The sequence below is a fragment of the Phenylobacterium sp. genome, from assembly GCF_036821595.1.
Lineage (GTDB): Bacteria > Pseudomonadota > Alphaproteobacteria > Caulobacterales > Caulobacteraceae > Phenylobacterium.
The window spans coordinates 1-22,512 of record NZ_DAISJG010000031.1 but is presented as its reverse complement, the minus strand read 5'-3'; the positions used below and the strand labels follow the sequence as shown (position 1 = coordinate 22,512).

General features: G+C 71.8%; 18 protein-coding genes. 6 read left to right on the top strand and 12 right to left on the bottom strand.

Annotated elements, in window-relative coordinates:
- Positions 1-58: 58 nt before the first annotated feature.
- A complete protein-coding gene (locus V7Z97_RS13645; protein ID WP_334163979.1) occupies positions 59-1,462 on the top strand; it encodes a glycoside hydrolase family 28 protein in 1,404 nt (467 codons plus the stop codon).
- Here V7Z97_RS13645 and V7Z97_RS13640 read toward each other — a convergent pair.
- From V7Z97_RS13640 to uxaC, 7 genes are all read right to left on the bottom strand, one after another.
- Positions 1,459-3,084: a pectate lyase gene (locus V7Z97_RS13640; protein WP_334163978.1), complete on the bottom strand. Its 1,626-nt coding sequence runs from the start codon at positions 3,082-3,084 to the stop codon at positions 1,459-1,461. The genes V7Z97_RS13645 and V7Z97_RS13640 overlap by 4 nt on opposite strands.
- Before the next feature lie 39 nt (positions 3,085-3,123).
- The gene (locus tag V7Z97_RS13635; RefSeq protein WP_334163977.1) at positions 3,124-4,521 is read right to left on the bottom strand and encodes an alpha/beta hydrolase family protein; all 1,398 of its coding nucleotides are present in this window, start codon (positions 4,519-4,521) and stop codon (positions 3,124-3,126) included.
- 483 nt (positions 4,522-5,004) lie between these two features.
- Positions 5,005-7,335, bottom strand: a complete 2,331-nt coding sequence (locus tag V7Z97_RS13630; RefSeq protein ID WP_334163976.1) for a TonB-dependent receptor — start codon at positions 7,333-7,335, stop codon at positions 5,005-5,007.
- A gap of 71 nt (positions 7,336-7,406) precedes the next feature.
- On the bottom strand, positions 7,407-8,372 hold the full coding sequence (locus V7Z97_RS13625; protein ID WP_334163975.1) for a FecR family protein: 966 nt from the start codon (positions 8,370-8,372) through the stop codon (positions 7,407-7,409).
- Between the two features lie 97 nt (positions 8,373-8,469).
- Entirely contained in the window at positions 8,470-9,015 is a 546-nt protein-coding gene (locus V7Z97_RS13620) for an RNA polymerase sigma factor (protein ID WP_334163974.1), read from the bottom strand.
- Between the two features lie 86 nt (positions 9,016-9,101).
- Positions 9,102-10,157, bottom strand: coding sequence for a LacI family DNA-binding transcriptional regulator (locus V7Z97_RS13615; protein WP_334163973.1), 1,056 nt, complete (start codon positions 10,155-10,157; stop codon positions 9,102-9,104).
- A gap of 69 nt (positions 10,158-10,226) precedes the next feature.
- Positions 10,227-11,675, bottom strand: a complete 1,449-nt coding sequence (uxaC, locus tag V7Z97_RS13610; protein WP_334163972.1) for a glucuronate isomerase — start codon at positions 11,673-11,675, stop codon at positions 10,227-10,229.
- Between the two features lie 77 nt (positions 11,676-11,752).
- Here uxaC and V7Z97_RS13605 point away from each other — a divergent pair, with 77 nt between their 5' ends.
- From V7Z97_RS13605 to V7Z97_RS13585, 5 genes are all read left to right on the top strand, one after another.
- Positions 11,753-13,237, top strand: coding sequence for a UxaA family hydrolase (locus V7Z97_RS13605; protein WP_334163971.1), 1,485 nt, complete (start codon positions 11,753-11,755; stop codon positions 13,235-13,237).
- Positions 13,238-13,382: 145 nt separating this feature from the next.
- Positions 13,383-14,843 (top strand): mannitol dehydrogenase family protein, encoded by a 1,461-nt coding sequence (locus V7Z97_RS13600; protein ID WP_334163970.1) that lies wholly within the window; start codon positions 13,383-13,385, stop codon positions 14,841-14,843.
- 100 nt (positions 14,844-14,943) lie between these two features.
- Positions 14,944-15,771, top strand: coding sequence for a 2-keto-4-pentenoate hydratase (locus V7Z97_RS13595; RefSeq protein WP_334163969.1), 828 nt, complete (start codon positions 14,944-14,946; stop codon positions 15,769-15,771).
- Positions 15,772-15,795: 24 nt separating this feature from the next.
- Positions 15,796-17,079 carry an MFS transporter gene (locus V7Z97_RS13590; protein ID WP_334163968.1) on the top strand — a complete coding sequence of 428 codons (1,284 nt, stop codon included), beginning with the start codon at positions 15,796-15,798 and terminating at the stop codon, positions 17,077-17,079.
- Positions 17,080-17,174: 95 nt separating this feature from the next.
- Positions 17,175-17,795 (top strand): DUF6134 family protein, encoded by a 621-nt coding sequence (locus tag V7Z97_RS13585; protein ID WP_334163967.1) that lies wholly within the window; start codon positions 17,175-17,177, stop codon positions 17,793-17,795.
- A 170-nt stretch (positions 17,796-17,965) separates the two neighbouring features.
- On the opposite strand, the gene kduD is transcribed toward V7Z97_RS13585, so the two are convergent.
- The 5 genes from kduD to V7Z97_RS13560 form a co-directional block, all read right to left on the bottom strand.
- The gene (gene kduD, locus V7Z97_RS13580) at positions 17,966-18,724 is read right to left on the bottom strand and encodes a 2-dehydro-3-deoxy-D-gluconate 5-dehydrogenase KduD (RefSeq protein WP_334163966.1); all 759 of its coding nucleotides are present in this window, start codon (positions 18,722-18,724) and stop codon (positions 17,966-17,968) included.
- A 2-nt stretch (positions 18,725-18,726) separates the two neighbouring features.
- A complete protein-coding gene (kduI, locus tag V7Z97_RS13575; RefSeq protein ID WP_334163965.1) occupies positions 18,727-19,572 on the bottom strand; it encodes a 5-dehydro-4-deoxy-D-glucuronate isomerase in 846 nt (281 codons plus the stop codon).
- 95 nt (positions 19,573-19,667) lie between these two features.
- Entirely contained in the window at positions 19,668-19,850 is a 183-nt protein-coding gene (locus V7Z97_RS13570; protein ID WP_334163964.1) for a hypothetical protein, read from the bottom strand.
- A 76-nt stretch (positions 19,851-19,926) separates the two neighbouring features.
- Entirely contained in the window at positions 19,927-21,225 is a 1,299-nt protein-coding gene (locus tag V7Z97_RS13565) for a spinster family MFS transporter (RefSeq protein WP_334163963.1), read from the bottom strand.
- A gap of 126 nt (positions 21,226-21,351) precedes the next feature.
- Positions 21,352-22,512, bottom strand: a 1,161-nt coding sequence (locus V7Z97_RS13560) for a carboxylesterase/lipase family protein (protein ID WP_334163962.1), incomplete at its 5' end; no start/stop codon positions are given.

The following is a 22,512-nucleotide window of genomic DNA, read 5'->3' as shown; positions in this document are numbered from 1 at the left end:
GCGAAGGCGGGCGCCCCCTCCCCTGTGCGCCCGCCTTTTCTTTTTCCGGGAGTTCCAGATGCTCCACCGCCGCGACCTCCTGGTCACTTCCGCGGCCGCCCTTCTCGCCGGCCCGGCCCGGGCCGCCACGCCCGACCCGTGGGCGGAGGCCGCGGCCATCGTCGCGCGCATCCGGCCGCCGGCCTTTCCCGACCGCGACTTCCCCATCGACCGCTACGGCGCCGACCGCGAGGCCGTCGCCGATTCCAGCGCCGCCATCGCCCAGGCGATCGCCGAGTGCCACGCGGCTGGCGGGGGCCGGGTCGTCGTGCCGCCGGGCGACTGGGTGACCGGGCCCATCCACCTGAAGAGCAACGTCAACCTGCACGTCTCGGAAGGCGCGACGCTGCGGTTCAAGACCGATCCCAAGGCCTATCTGCCGGTGGTGTTCACCCGCTGGGAGGGCGTCGAGCTGATGAACTACTCCCCGTTCATCTACGCCTTCGAGTGCGAGAACATCGCCATCACCGGCAAGGGCGTGCTCGACGGCCAGTGCAGCCGCGAGCACTGGTGGACCTGGAAGGGCCCCTGGAAGCAGAACCAGCACGGCTGGGCGGAGGGCATGCCGAACCAGCGCCCGGCCCGGGCGAAGCTGTTCCAGATGGCCGAGGACCGCGTCCCGGTCCCCGAGCGGGTGTTCGGCGAGGGCGGCTACCTGCGCCCGCCCTTCATCCAGCCCTACCGGTGCACCAACGTGTTGATCGAGGGCGTCTCCCTGCGCCGCTCGCCCTTCTGGCAGGTGCATCCGGTGCTCTGCCGGAACGTCACCATCCGCGGCCTCGACATCAACAGCCACGGCCCCAACAACGACGGCATCGACCCGGAGAGCTGCCGCGACCTGCTGATCGAGGACTGCTTCCTCTCCACGGGCGACGACTGCATCGCGGTCAACTCGGGCCGCAACGAGGACGGCCGGCGGCTCGCCACCCCGTCCGAGAATATCGTCATCAGGAACTGCCGCATGGCCGACGGCCACGGCGGGCTGACGGTGGGCAGCCAGATCAGCGGCCACGCCCGCAACATCTTCGCCGAGACGTGCCGGCTGGACAGCCCGGACCTCGACCACGCCATCCGCTTCAAGAACAACGCCCTGCGCGGCGGGGTCGTGGAGAACTGCTACTTCCGCGACCTGACCGTGGGCCAGGTGCGCAAGGCCGTGGTCACCGTCGACTTCAACTACGAGGAAGGCGCCAGGGGCCGCTTCACCCCGGTGCTGCGCAACGTGGTGGTGGAGCGCGTCACCAGCGGCAGGTCCGCGCGCGTCGCCGACCTGCAGGGCTTCCCGAACGCCCCGATCTACGACCTGAGCCTGAAGGACTGCCGCTTCGACGGCGTGGCCGAGCCGTCGATCGTGAAGAACGTGCGGGGCCTGAAGCTGCAGGGCGTCACCGTCAACGGCCGTGCGGCGCGGAGCCTCGCCTAGGTCCGATTGCGTCCCGTGTTCTCCTGCTCCAGCCACCCGATGAGGGTGCTCATGTTGCCGATGTAGTGGGCGATGGAGATGCCCACCGGACCGTCCTTGACCGGGTACGGCGAGGTGTCCCAGGCGTCGCCCACGTGGGTGGAGGCGTAGTCGCCGGGAGTCGGGGTCTTCGGACCCGGACCGCGGTAGGGGTTGCTCATCGCCGCCAGCCGCGAGGGCCACCAGCCCTCGGTGTTCAGCTCGGAGAGGATCCGGCCCACCGCCTCGCCCTTGTCCCCCGCCGGCGGCGCGCGCACGGCGTTGAGGTCGGAGGTGGAGATGTCCTGGTTGGCGAAGAACCGCGGCAGGACGATGGGCGTCTTCGAGAGCAGCGGCGAATTGCGCGACGCCTCGGCCGGCGGGGTCGCCTTCAGCCGCTCGAGCCGGTGGCGCATCGCGGCCACGTCGATCTTCCGGTAGGCGGAGTAGTGGCCGAGCGTCTTCTGGTCGCTGTGGTCGGCGAAGTAACGGCCGTTGACGGCGTTCGAGCCCGTCCGGTGGACATAGAGCGGCCGGTCCGTGCCGATCTCGATGAAGGTGGGATGGGTGCGCCCGTCGGGCCGGGGCCTGACCAGCCTGACCTTGTCCAGCCAGTCCAGCCCCTCGCCCACCCGGGCCAGGAACTTGGCGTCGCCGGTCAGCTCGTAGAAGCTCATCAGCTGGGCCAGGTTGGTGGCGGTGGTGTGGGTGGCAAGCGCCAGCGGCTCGTAGCTGCGGGCCGCGGCCGGCTTCAGGTCCAGGTCGTGCTGCAGGGCCCAGCCCGGCTGCGGCTGGCCCTGCTGGGTCACCAGGAAGCTGGTCATCGCCCGGGTGATCGCGTCCAGCACGCGGGCGTCGCCGAGCGTCTGGTAGACCATGACCAGGAACTTGATGTTCTCCCCGGCCACGTCGTCGTTGAAGGTGATGTAGCGGGCGTATTCCGGCCCGTGGTCGGCGTGCGGATGCCTCTGCGGCCAGCCGCCCACGGGGTACTGGCTCTCCAGCACATAGCCGATCGCCCGCTCCAGGGCCGGCCGGTACTTCGGGTCGCGCTTCTCGAGGTAGAGCCGCAGCAGGAACTGCATGACCTCGGACGTGCCGGCGTCGTCGAAGGTGGCGTTGCCCAGGTAGTGGTGGAATTCCTCCATACGCCAGGCGTTCTGGCCATAGGTCCCGTACCAGTCGCGGATCGAGCCTTCCCCGCCGAAGTCGATCAGGTAGTTCCAGCCGCCGGACGGGTGCTGGCCGTAGATCAGGGCCGCGGCTGCCTGCTCGGCGGCGGCGTAGTACTGGTCCTCGCCGGTGGCGTGGAAGGCGTCGAGATAGAGGTGGCCCATGGTCGCCGTCCCCGGCGGCTGGACCCAGACCATGGTGGGCCTCGCCTCCAGCTCGCCCCAGCGGCGCGAGAAGTCCGGCAGGTAGCTCCACACATAGCCGCCGTTGTAGGCGACCCGGTCGGTCATGAAGCGGGTGGCGCGGCGCATGGCCTGCAGCACGGCCTCGCGGGACGGCGCCGCCTGGGCGCCGGCCTGCCCCGCCGCGGCGCCGACAAAGGCGGCCGCGCCGGCGACGAGCGCGGCGCGGCGAGTTGGGGGACCACTCATGAGCGGCATAATGACACCGGTGTCAGCACAAGCAAGGGTTCAGCGGCTCCGGCGGGATTCGAAGATCACCTCGGGCCAGGCTGCCGGCGGACCGTCGAGCAGCGGCGCCGGCGCGCCGTTCAGATGGCGGTCGAAGAAGGCCAGCGCATAGGCGTTCATAATGCGTCCCGCCCTGCGCGGTTCGGCCGGCCCGACCAGCCCCAGGCTACGCGCCACCGGCGTCGCCGCCAGGAACGGCGCGTCGGCGAACCCGGGGTGGAAGACGCCCGGGATCAGGACCAGGTAGCCGTCGCCGGAGAGGCCGGCGAAGGCCGCACGCATGCTGCCGTCGGTCTCCAGGACGTCCGCCTCCCGCCAGCCCTCCGCGCGCATCGTGGCTACGTCGCGGCTGATCCACATCACCGGCTGGCGCAGTCCGGCCTCCACGACCTCCGGGGGAACGACTGCGTCCAGGATCAGGCAGGCGCGGAAGCGCGGATCCTGCTGGCAGGCGGCGGCGGTCGTCATTCCGCCGAGGGAGACGCCGAACAGGCCGAGCCGGCGCAGGTCGAGCCGGCCGGTCAGCAGGCCCTTCGGGTCCCCGGCGTCCAGCGCCGCCAGTCGGTCGGCCACGAAGCGGACGTCCTGCGCCAGCACGGCGACACTCCGGTCGACGAAGCCCTCGTCCATCATCCGCGGGTCCATGGTCGTCACCCGCCCGTCCGGGAAGACGACGCCGGCGGCGGCCGACGGATGCTCGATCGCGGCCACAACATAGCCGCGCGAGACCAGGGCCTCGGTCATGTAGGTGTTGTGCTGCCGGTACCCGCCGCGGCCGTGGGAGAAGACCAGCACCGGCCGCGGCCCGAGCGCGGCCGCCGCCGCGCCCTCCGCGGCATGGGTCCGCACCAGGCTGAGATGCGAGGTCACGAAGGGCGGCAGGCCGAGGACGCGGGCTATGGGCGCGAGCGCCGCGCCGTCCTGCACATAGCGGGCGCGGGGCCCGTCCGCCGGACGCGCGGGGTACCAGACCTGGACCATCACCTCCCGGCGGTCGGCGGGATCAGGGGTGAACGGGTCCGGCCGGGCGGGATCCGTCCAGTGGTAGGTGACCGTGCCGATGGCGTAGGGGCCCTCCGGCGCCGGGAAGCGGAAGACCGGAAAGGCCAGCGACGCGGCCAGCGCCAGGACGAGCCCCACGCCGCCGAGGGCCAGACCCGCGCGGCGGGTCCGGCGGCCCACGGCCCTCCCCCGCCACAGGGCGGCCGCCAGCAGGCACGCCGCGAGCGCATAGGCCGGCGCCATCTGCCAGCGTCCCCCCTCGACGAGGACATGGGCCGCCGCCACGACGGCCGTCGCGAGGGCCGCGGGCCGGCCGAAGCGCCGAAGGCGCGGCGCGGCCAGCCCCAGCAGGGCCGCCAGTCCGGTCAGCAGGAGCAGGATTTCGAGCGCGCGCATGGCCGCCACGGTCCCCCCGTTGTCGCCGACGCCACCATGACACGGGTCAAGCCCGGCCGCGTGGAATGGACCGAAAGCGGCTGGAAATGGGAGGGGAGAGGCCCCGGCCGAGGTGTGACGTCTCGGGCCGGGGCAAGATCCCACGCCGGCGACTGGAGAACCGGCGCGCATTGATTTTCAGGGCGCGAACGCCTCGTGCGGCCCGAGCCAGCCGCGATCAACGCAGCCACCGTAACACTCTCGCAAGGATAGGCCAACTCGGCCGTGGCGCCGCAGCATGCGACAAGGCGCGGCCCCTGACGCTCTCCTTCGTCAGGGCCGCGCTCGTCTCGGTGCGGCGCGATGTTGGGCTCGGATCGCGCGCCGCCTCGATAGGACGCCGTGGTCTGCGGCGCCCGGTCGACCGAACTTCTCCAGAAAGCCAGGTCGCGGCTTAGACGACGCCGCCCCCGCCCCTCCCTAGGTCGGGCCCCGAAAAAATCTTCAGTAGCTGGCGTAGACGGTGACGCCGAACGTCCGCGGCCGCTGCGGCGTGATCTGCTGGGTCTGGTCCGGATTGAACGGATTGCCGAAGGCGAAGGTGTCGCCGAACGCGTCGGTGGGATTGGCGACGAACACCTGCAGGCCGACGTTCCGGGCGCTGACCTCCGCCAGCAGGCGCGTGCGGAGGTAACCGCCCATCTTCGGCCCGTCGGACGGCTCCCAGGTCAGGCGGGAGCGCCCGACATAGGCCGCCTCGCCGGTCAGCCGGAGCAGCCAGTCCCCGGAGACCGGGCGCTCGTAGCTCACCACCATCCCGCCCGAGAACGGAGGCGCGCCGGGCAGCTCGTCCACCAGCCGCGGCGCGAAATTCGGGTTGGGATGGCTGGTCTTCACATGCGAGAGGCGGCCGTTGACCTGCGCCTGCAGGTTGTCGGTCCAGCGGAACGCCAGCTCGGTCTCGAGCCCGAGCACCCGGGCGTCGCCGGCGTTGGTCGTATAGGGGATGCCGGAGGGCCGGAACTGGTCGGTCTGGATGTCGCGCCAGATGTCGTAGAAGACCGCCGAGTTCACCGCCAGGCGGCGGTCCATCGTCTCGAGCTTGGCGCCCACCTCGAAGTGCCGCAGGCGGTCGGGACGGAACAGCTCCCGTTCCACCGGCAGGGGCTGGGCGCCGCCGGAGTTGATGCCGCCGGCCCGGTGGCCTTCGGAGACCACCGCATAGAGCAGGTCCCCGGACGCCAGCTCCCGCTGCACCGACAGCTTCGGCGAGAACCCCTCGAACTCCACCTCGCGGTCGAAGCTGCGGGGGGCGAAGAGTTCGGAGATCACCCGCGAGCTGGTGCGCGTCCGGTGCTTGAACACGCGCCCGCCCAGCGCCGCCGTCCAGCCGGGCGCGAATTCGTAGGACGCCTCGCCGTAGGCGGCCAGCTCCTGGAAGCGGTCGCGCCGGTCGTCGCTGTAGACGGGAACGTCCACCCGCACCGTGCCGACGGTATTCTGCGCCAGGAGCTCGTTGGGCGAGTGCGCCGAGGTCCGCGAGCCGTAGAGGCCGACCAGCCACTCCACGGGGCCCTCTTCGCCGCTGACGAACATGTCGTGCACCAGCATCTTCGTCCGGCTGCGCTCGGAATAGGCCGAGGTCTGGGCGAAGTTGGTGTAGCGGTTCTGCACCTTGGTGGCGTCGTAGAAGCTGCCGTAGGCGTGCCGCACGAAGCCCGTCGAGGACGTGAAGTCTCCCCAGTTCCAGTGGCCCCGCAGCGTGGCGGTCGCCAGCGTGATGTCGTTGACGTGCGGCTCGGCGATCCGGTTGGCGCGCTTCAGGCCCTGGCCGGGGGTCGTGTAATGGGTGTCGTCGGAGCGCAGGTGCTGGCCTGCCCCGGTCACCGTGAGCGACCAGGTGTCGTTGGGCTGCACCAGCAGGCTGACCCGCCCGCCGCGCCGCTCGGTGCGGTCGACGTCCTTGCGGCCGAGGTTGGTGTCGTCGAGGTGGCCGCCCTGCACCTCCCGGTAGCCGGAGGCCCTGAGACCTGCGACGCCCCACAGGGGCAGGTTCACGAAGCCCTGCGCCGCGCCGCTGGGCGAGCCGCCGCTGGTGGTCGCCGCCGAGGCGCGGATCTCGGCCTCCAGGGCGTGGAGGTCGGGCTTGCGGGTGACGATCCGGTAGACGCCGCTCAGCGAGCCCGCGCCGTAGAGCGCTCCCTGCGGCCCCCGCGCCACCTCCACCCGCTCCACGTCCACCAGCCGCAGGTCCGGGTCCGGGGCGTTGTAGTTCAGCGGGATCTCGTCGAGGTAGGTGGCCACCGTGGAGCGCGTGCGGCCGGTGTAGGCGCCGTCCGACAGCCCGCGCAGCAGGAGCTTGTTGCGGCCCGGCCCGAGGTTGGTGGCCAGCACGCCGGCCAGCTGGGTGGCGGCGTCGCCGATGTCCGTGGCCCCCGTGGCCTCGAGGTCGCGCCGCGGCGCGGTCGAGATCGCCACCGCCAGCTCCCGCGGATTGCGCGCCCGCTTGGTGGCGGTGACCAGCAGCTCCGAGACCAGGGCCGGCGGCGGCGGCGGCCGGGGGGCCGCCCTGACCCGCGGCGCGATCTCCACCGTCCCCGGCGCCACGAGCCGCCAGCCGCAGGGGGCGCCATCCAGCAGCCGGTCGAGCGCCTGCCCCACGGTGTAGGCCCCCGTGAGGCCGGAGGTGACGCCGCCGTCGCAGGCGCGCGCGCCGACCAGGGTGATGTTGGCCTGCTGGGCGAGGTCGAGCAGGGCCTCGGAGTAGCGCTTCGGCTCGATATGGAAGCGCACGAGGGCTTGCGCCTGCGCCGCGCCGGGCAAGCCGAGGACCACGCCGACACCCGTCAACGCGGCCGCAAATTCCCGACGCCTGGAGATGGTACGTTCCGCCCTGCCGTTCGGCGCTACTTCGGAAGAAGCCGCAGCCCCCGTTCGGAAGGTACTGATCTTATGGGGAGCATCAAGGACAGACGCTGCGTCACGGCGCCCGGGTCGTCCAGGACGATGACGCCGGTGATGCGGATCTCGGCCAGGGCCGGATCCCCGATCTCGATCTGCTGCGGGAACTGCCGGTTGAGGTCGGCCACCACCGCCGACAGCGGCTCGTCGCGGTAGACCAGCCGGCCGGAGCGCCAGCTGAACGCCTCCTGCGGATCGACCGCGCTGAGCCGGGTCACCCCGGCCGGGTCGATCGCCAGCTTCTGGCCGCGCACCAGCGTCACCGGCGGGGCCGACGCCCGGGCGGCCGCGGGGCGCACCTGCACCCGGCCCTCGGCGACCGTCACGGCGAGCTCACGGTTCCGATGCCGCACGTCGAACTGGGTGCCCACCACGCGGACCACGTGCTCGGCGGCCGCGACGGTGAACGGGCGGTCGGCGTCCGAGGCCACGTGGAAGATCGCCTCGCCGTCCTCCAGGACGACCTGCCGCTCGCTGCGGCCCAGGCTCACCCGCAGGCGGGTCTCGGCGTTCAGGTCCACTGTCGAGCCGTCGGCCAGGGCCACGCGCCGGTGCTGCGCCTTGCCGGTCTGGTAGGTGTCCCAGCTGGGCTGGGTCAGCATCGGCGGCAGGACCGCGACGGCGAGGCCGGCGGCGATCGCGAAACCGCCCGCCCCCACCAGCCAGCGACGGCTCGGGGCCGGACGCCGGCGCGGCGCGGCGAGTTCGGCCAGCACCTCCGCCGCGCGGGCTTCGTATTCGTGCCAGACGGCGAGCGCCTGGCGATAGGCCGGGGCGTTGGCCGGGGCCTCGGCGAGCCAGGCCGCGAACGCCTCGCCGTCGTCGGCGGAGACGTCCTGGCGCTGCAGGCGCGCAAGCCAAGCGCCGGCTTCCGCCGTCGCCCGCTCGTCATGCGTCGCCATCGTGCTCATCGGTTCGCCTGCCCGGACCGCGCCAAGGGCGCTGGACGTTCATTCAGACGGCGCCGCAGGACGCCAACCCTAGGTCGGACCGCAAATTCCGCGCCGATCATGACCGCAGTCTCTGCGAAAGGTTGCGGACCGCCGCCTGGATGTGCTGCTCGACCATCTTGCGCGAGACCCCCATGGCCTCGGCCGTCTCGGCCTGGCTGCGCCCCTCCAGCTTGTGCAGGCGGAACGCCCGCTGCATCTGCGGCGGCAGGGTCTCCACCGCCTCGGCCAGCAGCCGGACGCGCTCGCGGGCGATCAGCGCCTCGTCGGCGGCCGGCTCGGGCGCCACGTCCTCGCCGCCGACCGTGGCGTGGGCGCCCATGCGCCACTGGCCGTCGCGCCGCGCCGCCCGCTGGGTGCTGCGGATCTGATCGGTCATCAGGTTGGCGGCCATCTTGTAGAGCAGCGCCACGGGCGCGCGCACCTCCCCGCGGGCCTCGGCGCCGTCGAGCTTGAGATAGAGCTCCTGCACCAGGTCCTCGGCCTCCGCCATCGAGCGGGTCCGCGCGGCGAGGAACAGGACGAGGCTCTCGCGCCGCTCCAGGAAGGCGCGCAGCAGCGGGCTCTCCGCGGCGCGCCCTTCGGACGGCTCAGAAGACCCCAACGCTCTCCCCCCAGATGGTCATGCCGCGGCGATCGCGGTCGTTGTGACCCTGCGATACGGCCGAACGGGCGGGGATGGCAACGGCGTCACGCAGGCCGGGCGGTGGACTCGCGCACGATCAGGGTGGGCTCGAACTCCGACGGGGCCGCGGCGGGCTTCGCCTCGGGGTCCCGGAGCAGCATCTGGGCCGCCACGCGGCCGATCTCGCGGATCGGCAGGCGCACGCTGGTCAGCGGCGGGAAGAGGCGCGGCGCGGTGGGGCTGTCGTCATAGCTGACCACCGAAAGGTCGCCGGGGATCGAGAGCCCCGCGTCGCGGGCGGCCTTGTAGACGCCTGCCGCCATCTCGTCGTTGCCGGTGAAGATGGCGGTGGGCCTCGGCTCCAGCCGGAACAGCTTCTCGGCGCAGGCGACGCCGGAATCGAAGGTGTAGGCGCCGACCAGGGAATAGCGATCCTCCAGCGCGAGGCCGCTCTCGGCCAGCCCCTCGCGGAAGCCGCCGCGGCGCTCGTGGGCGGAGCGGAAGGTGTCTGGCCCGGAGATGTGCGCCACCACCTTGTGACCCAGCTCCACCAGGTGGCGCGCGGCCTGGTAGCCGCCGTGCCGGTCGTGGGTCACCAGGCTGGAATCGGGCTCGTCCAGGCGGATGCCTGCGATCCGCACATAGGGGCAGTCGAGCTCGGTCAGCAGGCGCGCCACCCGCTCGTCCTCGGACACCGAGGGCGGGATGACCACGCCGAACAGCTTCTGCCGCTCCACGAAGCCCCGCACGTCGGCCAGGAAGTTGGGGCTGGAGCGGTCGCAGGGGTGGACCAGCAGCTCGAAGCCCGAGCCGCGCACCGCGTCCAGGATGCCCTGCAGCATGTCGATCACGTACTGCGGGCTCGGGTTGTCGTAGACGAGGCCGATCAGGAACGAGCGCCGGAAGGCCAGGCCGCGGGCCTGCGGGTCCGGCGCATAGCCCAGCTCGGCGATGATCGCATTGACCCGCTCGCGCGTGTCGGCCTTCACGAAAGGCGACTCGTTGATCACCCGCGAGACGGTCTTCTTGGACACCTGCGCGAGGCGGGCGATGTCGTTGATCGTCGGCCGTCGGCTGGCGTCCCAGACGAGCGTCGGTCGCGATGCTTTCGCTTCGGTCACGCGGGTTACGGTCTCCTGTCACGCCACGTCATAGCGCCGGAGGCCCGGCCCGCGCCACAGGCTGCGCCATCAGACCGCCCGCGCCAAGGGCGCCGGGGCCGGCTGGTCCAGCCGGTAGGCGCGCCTCGGCAGATTGTAGGCGAGGTCGACAGCCACGTCGCGGGCCTCCGTCTCGTCCAGCCGGTGCTCGGCGACGAGCCGGGCCAGGAAGGCGCAGTCCACCCGCCGGGCGACGTCGTGGCGGGCGGGAATCGACAGGAAGGCGCGGGTGTCGTCGTTGAAGCCGACGGTGTTGTAGAAGCCCGCCGTCTCGGTGGTCTGCTCGCGGAACCGGCGCATGCCCTCCGGGCTGTCGTGGAACCACCAGGCGGGGCCGAGCCGCAGGATCGGATAGTGGCCGGCCAGCGGGGCCAGCTCGCGGGCGTAGCTGGTCTCGTCGAGGGTGAAGAGGATCACCGTCAGGTCCCGCTCGTTGCCGAACCGGTCGAGCAGCGGCTTCAGCGCCTGGACGTACTCGGTGGCCATCGGGATGTCGGCGCCCTTGTCGCGCCCGTAGCGGTCGAAGATCAGCCGGTTGTGGTTGCGGAACGAGCCCGGGTGGATCTGCATCACCAGGCCGTCGTCGAGGCTCATCCGCGCCATCTCGGTCAGCATCTGGGCGCGGAACAGCTCGGCCTCGGCCGGCGTCGCCTTGCCCGACAGGACCGTGGCGAACAGCCGCTCGGCCTCGGCGGCGGAGAGGTCGGCGGTGCGGGCCGTCGGGTGGCCGTGGTCGGTGGAGGTGGCGCCGGCCTCCATGAACGCCCGGCGGCGCAGCCGGTGGGCCTGCAGGTAGCCCTGCCAGCTCTCCACGTCCTGGCCGGTGAGCTCGCCGAACCGGGCGAGCGCGCCTCGGAACTGCTCGTGCTCGCAGTCGATCACCGGGTCGGGACGGTAGGCGGTGATCACCCGGCCGCCCCAGCCGCTGTTGCGGATCGCCGCGTGGTGGTCGAGGCTCTCCTGCGGCCCCTCGGTGGTGGCCAGGGCCTCGATGCGGAAGCGGTCGAAGAGCGCCCGGGGCCGGAAGGCGTCGCTCGCCAGCTTCTCGTTGATCGCGTCGTAGTAGAGGTCGGCCGTCTCGCCCGAGAGCGCCACGTCGAAGCCGAACACCTTGCTGAACACATGGCCGAGCCACATGGCCGACGGCGTGCCGCGGAACAGGTGCTGGTTCTCGGCAAAGGTCCGCCAGGCCTTGCGCGGGTCCGCCGCGGACAGGCCGGCCCGGCTCGGGATGCCCAGGCTCTCCAGGGGAATCCCCTGGGAATAGAGCATCCGGTAGAGATAGTGGTCGGGCGCGAGCAGCAGCTCGGTGGCGTTGGGGAACGGCTGGTTCAGCGCGAACCAGGAGGGGTCGGTATGCCCGTGCGGGCTGATGATCGGCAGGTCCTGGACCTCGGCGTAAAGCTGCCGCGCGATCTCACGCGCCCCCGGCTCCGCCGGGAACAGCCGGTCTTCGTGCAGGATGAGCGGCCTGGACATGGACATTCCTCCCGGGACTTTCCACTGCGGCGCCGCGCGGGCTTGCCGCGCCAATGACACCGGTTACCATAGGTGCGATGAGCTTAGCAGCCTCCCTTCTGCGGATCGATCCCCGGGACGACGTGGCCGTCGCGATGCGTGGCCTGGCGGCCCGCGATCCGGTGGCGGACGGGGTGACGGCGCGGACGGACATCCCCGCGGGCCACAAGGTGGCGCTGCGCCCGGTGGCGAAGGGCGAGGCGGTGCGCAAGTACGGCTGGCCGATCGGGCATGCGACCGCCGACATCGCCGCCGGCGACCACGTCCACACCCACAACCTCGCCACCGCGCTCGCCGGGCTGGAGACCTACAGCTGGAAGCCCGCCGCGCCGGAGCCCCTCCCCGCCCCGGAGGGCCGCACCTTCCTGGGCTACCGGCGCAGGGACGGCCGGGTCGGGACCCGCAACGAGATCTGGGTGCTCTGCACCGTCGGCTGCGTGGCCCGCACCGCCCAGAAGATCGCCGAGGCCGCCAGCCGCCGGTTCGCCGGCCGCGTGGACGGGGTGGTGGCGCTGACCCACCCGTTCGGCTGCTCCCAGCTCGGCGGCGACCTCGACGCCACCCGGACCATGACCGCGGCGCTCGCCGCCCACCCGAACGCCGGCGGCGTGCTGATCATCGGGCTGGGCTGCGAATCGAACCAGCTCGGCCCGCTGCTGGCGGAGGCCCGCCTCGATCCCGAACGCCTGCGGGCCTTCGCCGCCCAGTCGGCCGAGGACGAGGTGGAGGCCGGCCTCGCCGCGGTCGAGGAGCTGGTCCGCGTCACCGAGCGCGACGTGCGCGAGCCCTGCCCGGTCTCGGACCTCGTGGTCGGTCTGAAGTGCGGCGGCTCGGACGGCCTCTCCGGCCTCACCGCCAACCCCCTCGTCGGCCGGATCGCCGACAGGGTCTGCGCCGAGGGCGGCGCGGCGATCCTCACGGAGATTCCGGAAATCTTCGGCGCCGAGCGCCTGCTGATGGCGCGCGCCGCGAGCGAGGCCGTTCACGAGGACGTCGCCAGGGTGGTGAACGACTTCAAGGCCTACTTCCTGGGTCACGGCGAGCCGGTCTCCGAGAACCCCTCCCCCGGCAACATCGAAGGCGGCATCACGACCCTGGAGGAGAAGTCCCTCGGCGCGGTCCAGAAGGCGGGCCGCGCGCCGGTCACCGAGGTGGTGCGCTACGGCGGCCGCGTCCGGGGGAGGGCCGGCGTGGCCCTGCTTGAAGCGCCGGGCAACGACGCGGTCTCGTCCACCGCCCTGACCGCGGCGGGGGCGACGGTGATCCTGTTCACCACCGGCCGCGGCACACCGCTGGGCTTCCCCGCCCCCACCCTGAAGCTGGCCACCAACTCCGGCCTCGCCCAGCGCAAGCCGCACTGGATCGACTTCGACGCCGGCCGCATAGCCGCCGGAGAGCCCATCGAGGGCGCCGCCGAGGCGCTCATGGACCTCGTCGTGGCCACCGCCTCCGGCCGCCCGACGCGGGCCGAGGAGAACGGCGAGCGCGAGATCGCCCTCTGGAAGCGGGGCGTGACGCTTTGATCTCCTCTGTTCCGCTCATCCCCGCGAAAGCGGGGACCCAGGCTTTTTCTGCCCCCCTGATCAGCGTCCAGGGAGCGCGCGCCGTCCTGAACACAAAACTCCTGGATCCCCGCTTTCGCGGGGACGAGCGGGTTGGGGGGGCGGCTTGAGCTTGGTTCGGCGCCTCTCGAACGAGACCCTCCACCTCGTCCCTACCGCGATCGAGACACCCGCCTACGACCGGCCGGGCGCGAGGATCGGCGTCGTCCACTTCGGGCCCGGCGCCTTCCACCGCGCCCACCAGGCCTGGTACTTCGACGAGATGCTGAAGGCCGGCGGCGACTTCGCCGTCAGCGCGGTCGCCGTCCGCTCCGGGGAAGTGGAGGACGCGCTCGGGCCCCAGGACGGCCTCTACGCGCTGGCCGAGCGCGAGGCGGAGCCCCGCCTAAGGGTGATCGGCGCCCTGAAGGAGGTGCTGACCGCGCCCCGCGCGCCCGACCGCGTGCTGGCGAGGCTCGCCGACCCGTCGGTGCGCATCGTCACCTCCACGGTCACCGAGAAGGGCTACTGCCTGACCCCGGCCGGCGACCTGGACCTCGCCCACCCCGACATCCGCCGCGACCTCCAGGGCGCCGGCCACCCGGCGAGCTTCCCGGGCTGGCTGGTCGCCGGCCTCGCCGCCCGGCGCGCCGCAGGCCACCCGCCGTTCGTGGCGGTGAGCTGCGACAACCTCTCGGACAACGGCAGCCGCCTGCGCCGCGCCGTCGTCCAGCTCGCCGATGCGAAGGGCGACCGCGGCCTCGCCGCCTGGATCGCCGCCGAGGCCCGCTTCCCCTCCACCATGGTCGACAGCATCACCCCGGCCACCGACGACGAGCTGCGCGAGAAGGTGCGGCGCGAGCTGGGCCTGGAGGACGCCTGGCCGGTGCAGCGCGAGCGCTTCGTGCAGTGGGTGGTGGAGGACGAGCTGGACGCCGACGCCGCCGCCTTCGCCGCCGCCGGCGTCACCCTGACCCACGACGTCGCCGCCTTCGAGAAGGCCAAGCTGCGCCTCCTGAACGGCGCCCACTCCACCCTCGCCTACGTCGGCCTGCGGCTGGGCCACGAGACCGTCGCCCAGGCCATGGGGGACGCGCGCCTCGCCGGCTTCGTGGAGCGGATGATGCGACAGGACATCGCCGCCAGCCTGCCGGCCGCCCAGGGCCTCGACCTCTCCGCCTACGTCGCCGCCGTCCTGGCCCGCTTCCGCAACCCGGCCATCGCCCACCGGCTGGCGCAGATCGCCTGGGACGGCTCGCAGAAGCTGCCCTTCCGCATCCTGGAGACCACCGCCGAGGCCCTGGCCGCCGGGCGTCCCCTCGAGCGGCTGGCGGTCCCGGTCGCGGCCTGGATGCTGTTCGTCCGGACCCGCGCCCGGACGGACGAGGCGATCACCGACCCCATGGCCGACACCCTGCTGGACCTCGGCCGCCGTCTCACGGGGGAGCCCGCGGCGGACGTGGAGGCCATGCTGGCGCTGCCGGCCATCTTCCCGCCGGCGCTCTCCGCCGACCCGCGCTACCGGGCGGCGGCGGCGGCGGCCTACGTCAAACTCGACACCGATCCCGCCTCGGCGCTGGGCGCCTGACATCCCTCAGAAACATGGCCTTGATTTCAAAATGACACCGGTTTCCTATACCCCTATCGAGGGACCTGAAGGCAGGTCGGACCGCGGGAGGAACGAGGGTTTGACGGAGCCGGCGGCCACTCCTGCGCTCGACGCGAACGCGCTCGCCATCGCGCGCCGGTTCACCGACGCCCGCCGCGCCGCCCAGGCGCTTTCCGAGTTCCCCGGCCGCCTGCCGCGGAGCCTGGAGGAGGCCTATGCGACCCAGGAGGTCGCCATCGGCCTTTGGCCGGACGAGATCGCCGGCTGGAAGATCGGCAAGGTGCCGTCCGCCATGCAGGCCGAGGTCGGCGCCTCGCGCCTGGCCGGCCCGATCTTCCGCGCCTCGGTGCAGACGCCTCCCGCCGGCGCGGCCGGGACCTTCCCGGTCATCCCCGGCGGCTTCGCCGCGGTGGAGGCCGAGGTGATCGTCCGCGTCGTCCGCGACGCCCCGGCCGACCGCCTCGAGTGGACGCCCGAGGAGGCGCTGCACTACGTCGACGAGATGCTGATCGGCATGGAGCCGGCCGGCAGCCCGCTCTCCATCATCAACGAACTCGGCCCCACGGTGGTCGTCTCCGACTTCGGCAACAACGCCGGCCTGATCCTGGGCCCGGTGATCCCCGGCTGGCGCGAGCGCCCGCCGGAGAGCCTGGCCTGCGCGACCCTGGTCAACGGGGCCGTCGTGGGCACGGGCTCGGCGGACAGCCTGGAGGGCGGTCCGCTGGGCTGTTTCGCCTGGATGCTGGAGCACGCCGCCCGCCGCGGCCGGCCCCTGCGGGCCGGCAGCCTGATCACCACCGGCCAGCTCACCGGCATCCACGAGGTGGCCCCCGGCGACGAGGCGGTGGTCGATTTCGGACCGCTCGGCCGGGTCCGTTGTACCGCTACCATCGCGAAGGCTAAGTAACGAACAACGACAAGGGAGGACCCTGTGACCGCCGAGGCGCAAGGGGCGACACCGATCGCAGTGAAGGTCGGCAACTACCGATGGATCATCGTCGGCCTGCTGTTCACCGCCATGGTGATCAACTACGTCGACCGGCAGATGCTGGGACTGCTCAAGCCCACCCTCGAGAAGGAGATGGGCTGGAGCGAGACGACCTACGCCGACATCGTCTTCTGGTTCCAGGCGGCCTATGCGGTCAGCTACTTGGCCTTCGGGCGGATCGTCGACCGGGTCGGCGCGCGCATCGGCTTCGCGGCGGCCTTCGTCATCTGGACCATCGGCCACATGAGCTGCGCGGCGGCCCGGTCCGCCAGCGGCTTCATCCTGGCGCGCATGGTGCTGGGCATCGGCGAAGGCGGGGCCTTCCCGGCGGGCATCAAGGCCGTCACCGAGTGGTTCCCCAAGAAGGAGCGGGCCTTCGCCACCGGCCTGTTCAACGCCGGCACCAACATCGGCGCCATCGTCACCCCGATCGTGGTGCCGGTGATCACGCTGACCATGGGCTGGCAGGCGGCCTTCATCATCACCGGCCTCGTCAGCCTCGTGTGGCTGCCCGTCTGGCTGTGGGTCTACAAGCGCCCGCGCGAGCAGCCGAAGCTGTCGGTCGCCGAGCTGGCCTACATCGAGCAGGATCCGCCGGACCCCGTGGCCCACGTGCCCTGGACCCGCCTGATCCGCACCAAGGAGACCTGGGCCTATGCGCTCGGCAAGTTCCTGATCGACCCGATCTGGTGGATGTACCTGTTCTGGCTGCCGGACTTCCTGGCCAAGCGCTACGACCTCGACCTGAAGACTTTCGGGCCGCCGCTGGTGGCCATCTACCTCCTGTCCGACGTGGGCAGCGTCGGCGGCGGCTGGCTCTCCTCGCGGTTCATGAAGAACGGCATGAGCATCAACGCCGCGCGCAAGACGACCATGCTGATCTGCGCCCTGTGCGTCGTGCCGATCGCCTTCGCCATGTATGCCGACAACGTCTGGCTGGCGGTGGGCATCATCGGTCTGGCGACCGCCGCCCACCAGGGCTTCTCGGCCAACCTCTACACCCTGCCCTCGGACGTCTTCCCGCGGGCGGCGGTGGGCTCGGTGATCGGCATCGGCGGCATGGTCGGGGCCATCGGCGGCATGGCCATGTCGAAGTACGCCGGCTGGGTGCTGGAGCAGATCGGCAGCTACACGCCGATCTTCGTGGTGGCGGCCTCCGCCTACCTGCTGGCGCTGCTCGTGGTGCACATCCTCAGCCCCCGCATGGAATTGGCCAAGGTCCACTGACCTCTCGCGCCCGCGAGACCTGGCGGCGTCCGCGCGAGCGGCGCCGCCTTTTTCCTGGCGCATCCGTCCGGCCCACGCGGCCGTAGTTGGGGACGATGGACGCCACCGACCTCAGCCGCCGCAGCCTGCTCGCCCTCGCCGCCGGGCTCCTGGCCGGCCCCGCCTGGGCCGCCCCGCCGGCCGGCGGCCGCCTCGCCTTCGCGGTGTTCCGCAAGCAGGCCCGCGTCGGCGAGCACCGCATGGTCTTCACCCGCACGGGCGGCCTCCTGGAGATCGTCACCGAGGCCGACATGCGCCTCTCGGTCGGCCCGGTCCCGTTCGTCCGCTACAGCCACCGCGCCCGCGAGCGCTGGCGCGACGGCCGCTTCGAGAGCCTCGAGACCAGCTCCAGCACCAACGGCAGGCGCGACCGCGTCGAGGCGCGCCGGGACGGCGAGGCCGTGCTCATCGTCACTCCCCGCGGCGAGCGCCGCATGGCCGGCGCGGCGGCCCCGCTGACCCACTGGAACCCGGCGATCCTGGACGGTCCGCTGTTCAACCCGCAGACCGGCGCGCCGCTGAAGCTCTCCACCCGCCGGGAAGCCGACCCCGGCGGCGTGCGCTGGCTGATCCGCGGCGAGGCCGAGATCGACAACTGGTACGACCAGGGCGGCGTCTGGCGGGCGCTGCGCGGCAAGCTGCCCGACGGCTCGTGGATGGAGTACCGGCGGCTCTAGCCTCCCCTCTCCCGCGCCGCAGGCGTGGGAGAGGCCGGGTGAGGGCGGCGCTGGCGGACCGTCTCAGCGCGGCGTGGGACCCGATCGTGCGGATCCTACGGGAACGGCGGCGGCGCGGCCTGCGCCGCCCTCACCCTGCCCTCTCCCGCCTGCGGGAGAGGGTCTGCGCGTCAGCGCGCCAGCCAGCCGCCGTCCACCGGCACCACGGCGCCGTGCATGTAGTCCGCGGCCGACGAGGCCAGGAACACCGCCGCCCCGCCCAGGTCCTCGGGACGGCCCCAGCGCCCGGCGGGGATGCGGGCCAGGATGTCCCGGTTGCGGGTCTCGTCCGCCTGCAGGGCCGCGGTGTTGTTGGTGGCGAAATAGCCCGGCGCGATGGCGTTGACGTTGATCCCCCGGCCCGCCCACTCGTTGGCCATCAGCTTGGTCAGGCCGGCGATGCCGCTCTTGGACGCCGTGTAGGACGCCACGCGGATGCCGCCCTGGAAACTCAGCATCGAGGCGATGTTGATGATCTTCCCGCCGCCCCGCTCGATCATCACCCTGGCGCAGGCCTGGCTGAGGAAGAAGGCCGACTTCAGGTTCACGTCCATCACCGCGTCCCAGTCGGCCTCGGTGAAGTCCAGAGCGTCGGCGCGGCGGATGATGCCGGCGTTGTTGACCAGGATGTCGAGACCGCCCAGCGCCTCCACCGTCTCGGCGACGATGCGCGGGACAGGTTCGGTGGAGCCCAGGTCGGCGGAGACGGCGTGGAAGCGGCGGCCGGTCGCCGCCACCGCCGCGGCGGTCTCGTCCATGCCGGAGCGCCCCACGGCGGCCACGTCCGCCCCGGCTTGCGCCAGCGCCACGGCGATCGCCTGGCCGAGGCCGGTGTTGGCGCCGGTGACCACCGCCACCTTGCCGTCGAGGCTGAAGGGATTGGCCGCCATGGCTACTTCAGCTGGCAGATGTCGAGGACGTGCATGTCGGTGTAGTCGAGGTTCTCCCCGCCCATGGCCCAGATGAACCCGTAGGCGCTCGTCCCCGCCCCCATGTGGATCGACCACGGCGGCGAGATCACCGCCTCGTCGTTGCTCATCACCAGATGGCGCATGGAGTCCGGCTCGCCCATGAAGTGGAAGACCCGGTTGTCCCCCTCCAGGCCGAAGTAGAAGTAGACCTCGGAGCGGCGGTCGTGGAGGTGTGGCGGCATGGTGTTCCACACGCTGCCGGGCTTCAGGATGGTCACGCCGAGCAGCAGCTGGGCCGACTTGCACACCCCCGGGATGATGTACTGGTAGATGGTCCGCTCGTTCGACTGCTCCGGCGTACCGCGCTCCAGCGGATTGGCCTGGTCGATGGAGATGTGCTGGGCCTCCAGCCGCACGTGGCATGGCAGCGAGACCAGGTAGAACTTGGCGGGACTGGCGGCGTCGGCGCTCTCGAAGGTCACCGTCTCCGAACCCATGGGCACATAGAGGCCGTCGCGCGGCTTCAGGTCGTAGGCGGTCCCGTCGACGGTGATCCGCCCCGCCCCGCCGACGTTGACCACGCCCAGCTCGCGCCGCTCCAGGAAGGGATGGCCCTTGGCGCTCTCCGGCTCGCCCTGCACGGGCAGGGTCAGCGGCGCGCCCGCCGGGGCCGCGCCGCCGATCACGAAGCGCTCGTTGTGCGAATAGTTGAGGCTGATCCGGCCGGGCTGGAACAGGCCGGTGACCTGGTAGCGGTCGCGCAGCGTCTGGTTGTCGACCCCGGCCATCATGTCGGGATGCGTCGCGTGGTAGACCTTGTCGAACATCGGCTCACTCCCTGTCGGAAGCTTTGGTAACCGGTGTCATAAGCCTCCGCAACTGCCGGGCGGGGGATTTCCGCCCCGCGCGGCGGCCGCGTCCGTCAACGCTTGAGGGGCGCCTTGCGGGTGAAGACGCGCGGCGGGTTCACGGCCGCCGGAAGGTGCGCCGAGGGGCGCTCCCAGCGCCATTCGTAGGGACGAAGCCACACCCAGCCGCCGTCGCTCAGTTTCCGCGGCGCCAGCGCGTAGCTGCGGATCCACGGCGCATCACTCAGTTCACTCAAGTTCGTAGCCCGACTCGAAACGCGTCCCATGGCCCACCCTTAGCCGAAGCCCGGCGGGCTGACTGCTGCGCCGAAGTCACAGGGCCGCGGCAAGGCGCTTGTCGCGGGCGATCGAGACCGAGGCCGCGAGGTGGCAGCCGATGGTGATCACGATAATGGGAACGAGCGCCAGGAAGCCGACCGACAGCGACTGGTCGCCGTACTGCGGCTTCGCCCAGTCCGAGATCCGGCCGACGTAGACCGGGCCGATCCCCAGGCCGATCAGGTTGAGGATGAACAGCAGCACCGCCCCGGAGATCGTCCGCCGGGCAGGCGATACGGCGTTCTGGACGACGGTCAGGGCCGGGGCCAGGTACATGTTGTTGAGAAGGGCCGGGATGGCGATGAACATGAGCGCGATCGGCCAGCTCGGCGCCCAGACGATCCCGAACCAGAAGGGGATGGTCACGGCGAAGGCGATCGCCGGCACCCAGGCGAACCAGCGCCGGTCCTTGCGCGCCAGCCGGTCCACCAGCCAGCCCGCGGCGAAGGTGCCGATCATCCCGGTGATCCCCAGGACCAGGCTGTAGTAGTTGGCGACCTCCACCAGCGTCATGCCCTTCACCCGGATCAGGAAGGGCGCGTTCCAGCTCAGCGCCGCGTAGCCCACGAAGGCCGACATGGCGCTGGAGACGGCGGTCAGGATCAGGGTCCGCTGCTGGAAGAAGCCGCCGATCGCCTTGAACAGCGGCGGCGCGGCCTCATGGACCTCGCCGTCGGCCAGCGGATCCAGTCCCCCGCGCTTCGGCTCGCGCACGATCACTAGCAGCAGCAGGGCCATGATGATGCCGGGGATGCCCATGGCGTAGAAGGCCACGCGCCAGCTGTAGGCCTCGGCGATCCGCCCGGCGGCGAAGGCGCCGATCATCGAGCCGGCCGGCACCCCCAGGGAGTAGAGGGCGAGCGCCGTTCCCCGCTTCTCCGGCGGGAAGTAGTCGCTGATCAGCGAATAGGACGGCGGCGAGCCGCCCGCCTCGCCGATGCCGACGCCCATCCGGTAGAGGGCGAGCTGGACGAAGTTCTGCGCCGTGCCGCAGAGCGCGGTGAACAGGCTCCACAGCGCGCAGGCGGCGGAGATGATCCAGACCCGCCTGGCCCGGTCGGCGAGCCAGGCCACCGGCAGGCCGAAGGTCGTGTAGAAGGCCGCGAACACGATGCCGCCCAGCATGCCGAGCTGGGTGTCGGTCAGGTCCAGGTCCTTGCGGATCGGCTCGGCCAGGATCGCGACGATCTGCCGGTCCAGGAAGTTGAGGGTGTAGACGACCGCCAGGACGAAGACGACCAGGTAGCTGTAGGCCATGCTTCTCGGCCGGCCGGCGACTGTGGCGGCGGTCATGCTGGAACTCTCCCCCCGTATCCGGCCCGCCAGTCTTCTGGCTTCGAAGCGCCGGTATGCGTTTCCTTTGAAAATCCTTGTGGCACGGGCCGTTGCGCCCGCCAAGGGCGGTCCGGCCGCCCTGCCCTAGCGCTTCGCGAGGCTGCCCTCGACCCAGTCGAGCTGGGCCGCCAGGTGGCGCTCGCGCACCTTCACCCCGTCGTTGCCGAACTCCACCGAGGCCTCCCGCGGCGGGCCGAACCGGGGCCAGGCCGGGCCGCCGGCGCTGTCGGGGTCGCCCCGCTTCGCGAACCTCGCCCAGTAGGCGTTCATCGCCTTGGAGAGCGGCGCGTCCTCCGGCGCGAACTTCTGCTTCGGCCCGCCGAACACGTACTTGATCTCGGCGGTGTGGGCGGCGCCCAGCGACGTCGCCCGTTCGGCCGGCGTCACGTAGGAGAAGTGGTAGAGCCAGACCGGCGCGCCGGCCTTGGCATGGATCCGCGCCAGGTTGCGGTCGGGCTCGGTGATCAGCTGGGCGGTGGTCAGCCGGTGGACGATGCGGTTGCGGTCGCCGGTGTTCTCCGGATCGAAGGCGGCCATCAGCGACGGCCGCGCCGCCTCCGGCACTAGGTCGAGCTGCGCCGGCTGCGGCCGGAACAGGCTGGCCTCGTTGGAGTTGCCGCCGAGGATCAGCGGGACCTTCGCCTGCCGGCCGGCGGCGAAGCCCTCGGCGATCCCGGTGGCGATGTAGCGTCCGTCGGCGATCGGCTGGGCGCGGCTCGTGAACGGGCCCGAGTATGGAAGGGCGCTGAGCGGCAGCTTGCGCAGCGCCGCCGCGGCCGCCGCGTCGTCGCCCTGGACGCCCGCCGCCTGCGCCGCCTTCAGGCCGCTCTCCTCCGCGACCTTGAGCGCGACCGGCTGGTGGCGGGCGAAGCTCGATTCGCCGATCGCCTTGTGGAACAGCCCGCGCGCGTCGGGCGCCAGCATCAGATAGAGCACCGAGATCGCCCCGGCCGACTCCCCGAAGATGGTGACGTTCTTGGGGTCGCCCCCGAAGGCCCCGATGTTGGCCTGCACCCACTTCAGCGCCGCCACCTGGTCCATGAGGCCGTAGTTGCCGGTCGGCCCCTCCCCGGTCAGCGCCGGGTGCGCGAACCATCCGGCGCGGCCCAGGCGGTAGTTCAGGGTCACGGTGATCACGCCCTGTTTCGCGAACTCCGAACCGTCATGCTCTGCCCCGAAGGCCGCGATGCTGTTGCCGATCACGAAGGCGCCGCCGTGGATCCAGACCATCACCGGCAGCTTCGC

What these genes read in the sequence shown, in the direction of transcription:
- V7Z97_RS13640 (WP_334163978.1), bottom strand. Translation starts at nt 3,084, where the DNA reads ATGAGTGGTCCCCCAACTCGCCGCGCCGCGCTCGTCGCCGGCGCGGCC.
- V7Z97_RS13645 (WP_334163979.1), top strand. Translation starts at nt 59, where the DNA reads ATGCTCCACCGCCGCGACCTCCTGGTCACTTCCGCGGCCGCCCTTCTC.
- V7Z97_RS13625 (WP_334163975.1), bottom strand. Translation starts at nt 8,372, where the DNA reads ATGAGCACGATGGCGACGCATGACGAGCGGGCGACGGCGGAAGCCGGC.
- V7Z97_RS13585 (WP_334163967.1), top strand. Translation starts at nt 17,175, where the DNA reads ATGGACGCCACCGACCTCAGCCGCCGCAGCCTGCTCGCCCTCGCCGCC.
- uxaC (WP_334163972.1), bottom strand. Translation starts at nt 11,675, where the DNA reads ATGTCCAGGCCGCTCATCCTGCACGAAGACCGGCTGTTCCCGGCGGAG.
- kduI (WP_334163965.1), bottom strand. Translation starts at nt 19,572, where the DNA reads ATGTTCGACAAGGTCTACCACGCGACGCATCCCGACATGATGGCCGGG.
- V7Z97_RS13605 (WP_334163971.1), top strand. Translation starts at nt 11,753, where the DNA reads ATGAGCTTAGCAGCCTCCCTTCTGCGGATCGATCCCCGGGACGACGTG.
- kduD (WP_334163966.1), bottom strand. Translation starts at nt 18,724, where the DNA reads ATGGCGGCCAATCCCTTCAGCCTCGACGGCAAGGTGGCGGTGGTCACC.
- V7Z97_RS13565 (WP_334163963.1), bottom strand. Translation starts at nt 21,225, where the DNA reads ATGACCGCCGCCACAGTCGCCGGCCGGCCGAGAAGCATGGCCTACAGC.
- V7Z97_RS13635 (WP_334163977.1), bottom strand. Translation starts at nt 4,521, where the DNA reads ATGCGCGCGCTCGAAATCCTGCTCCTGCTGACCGGACTGGCGGCCCTG.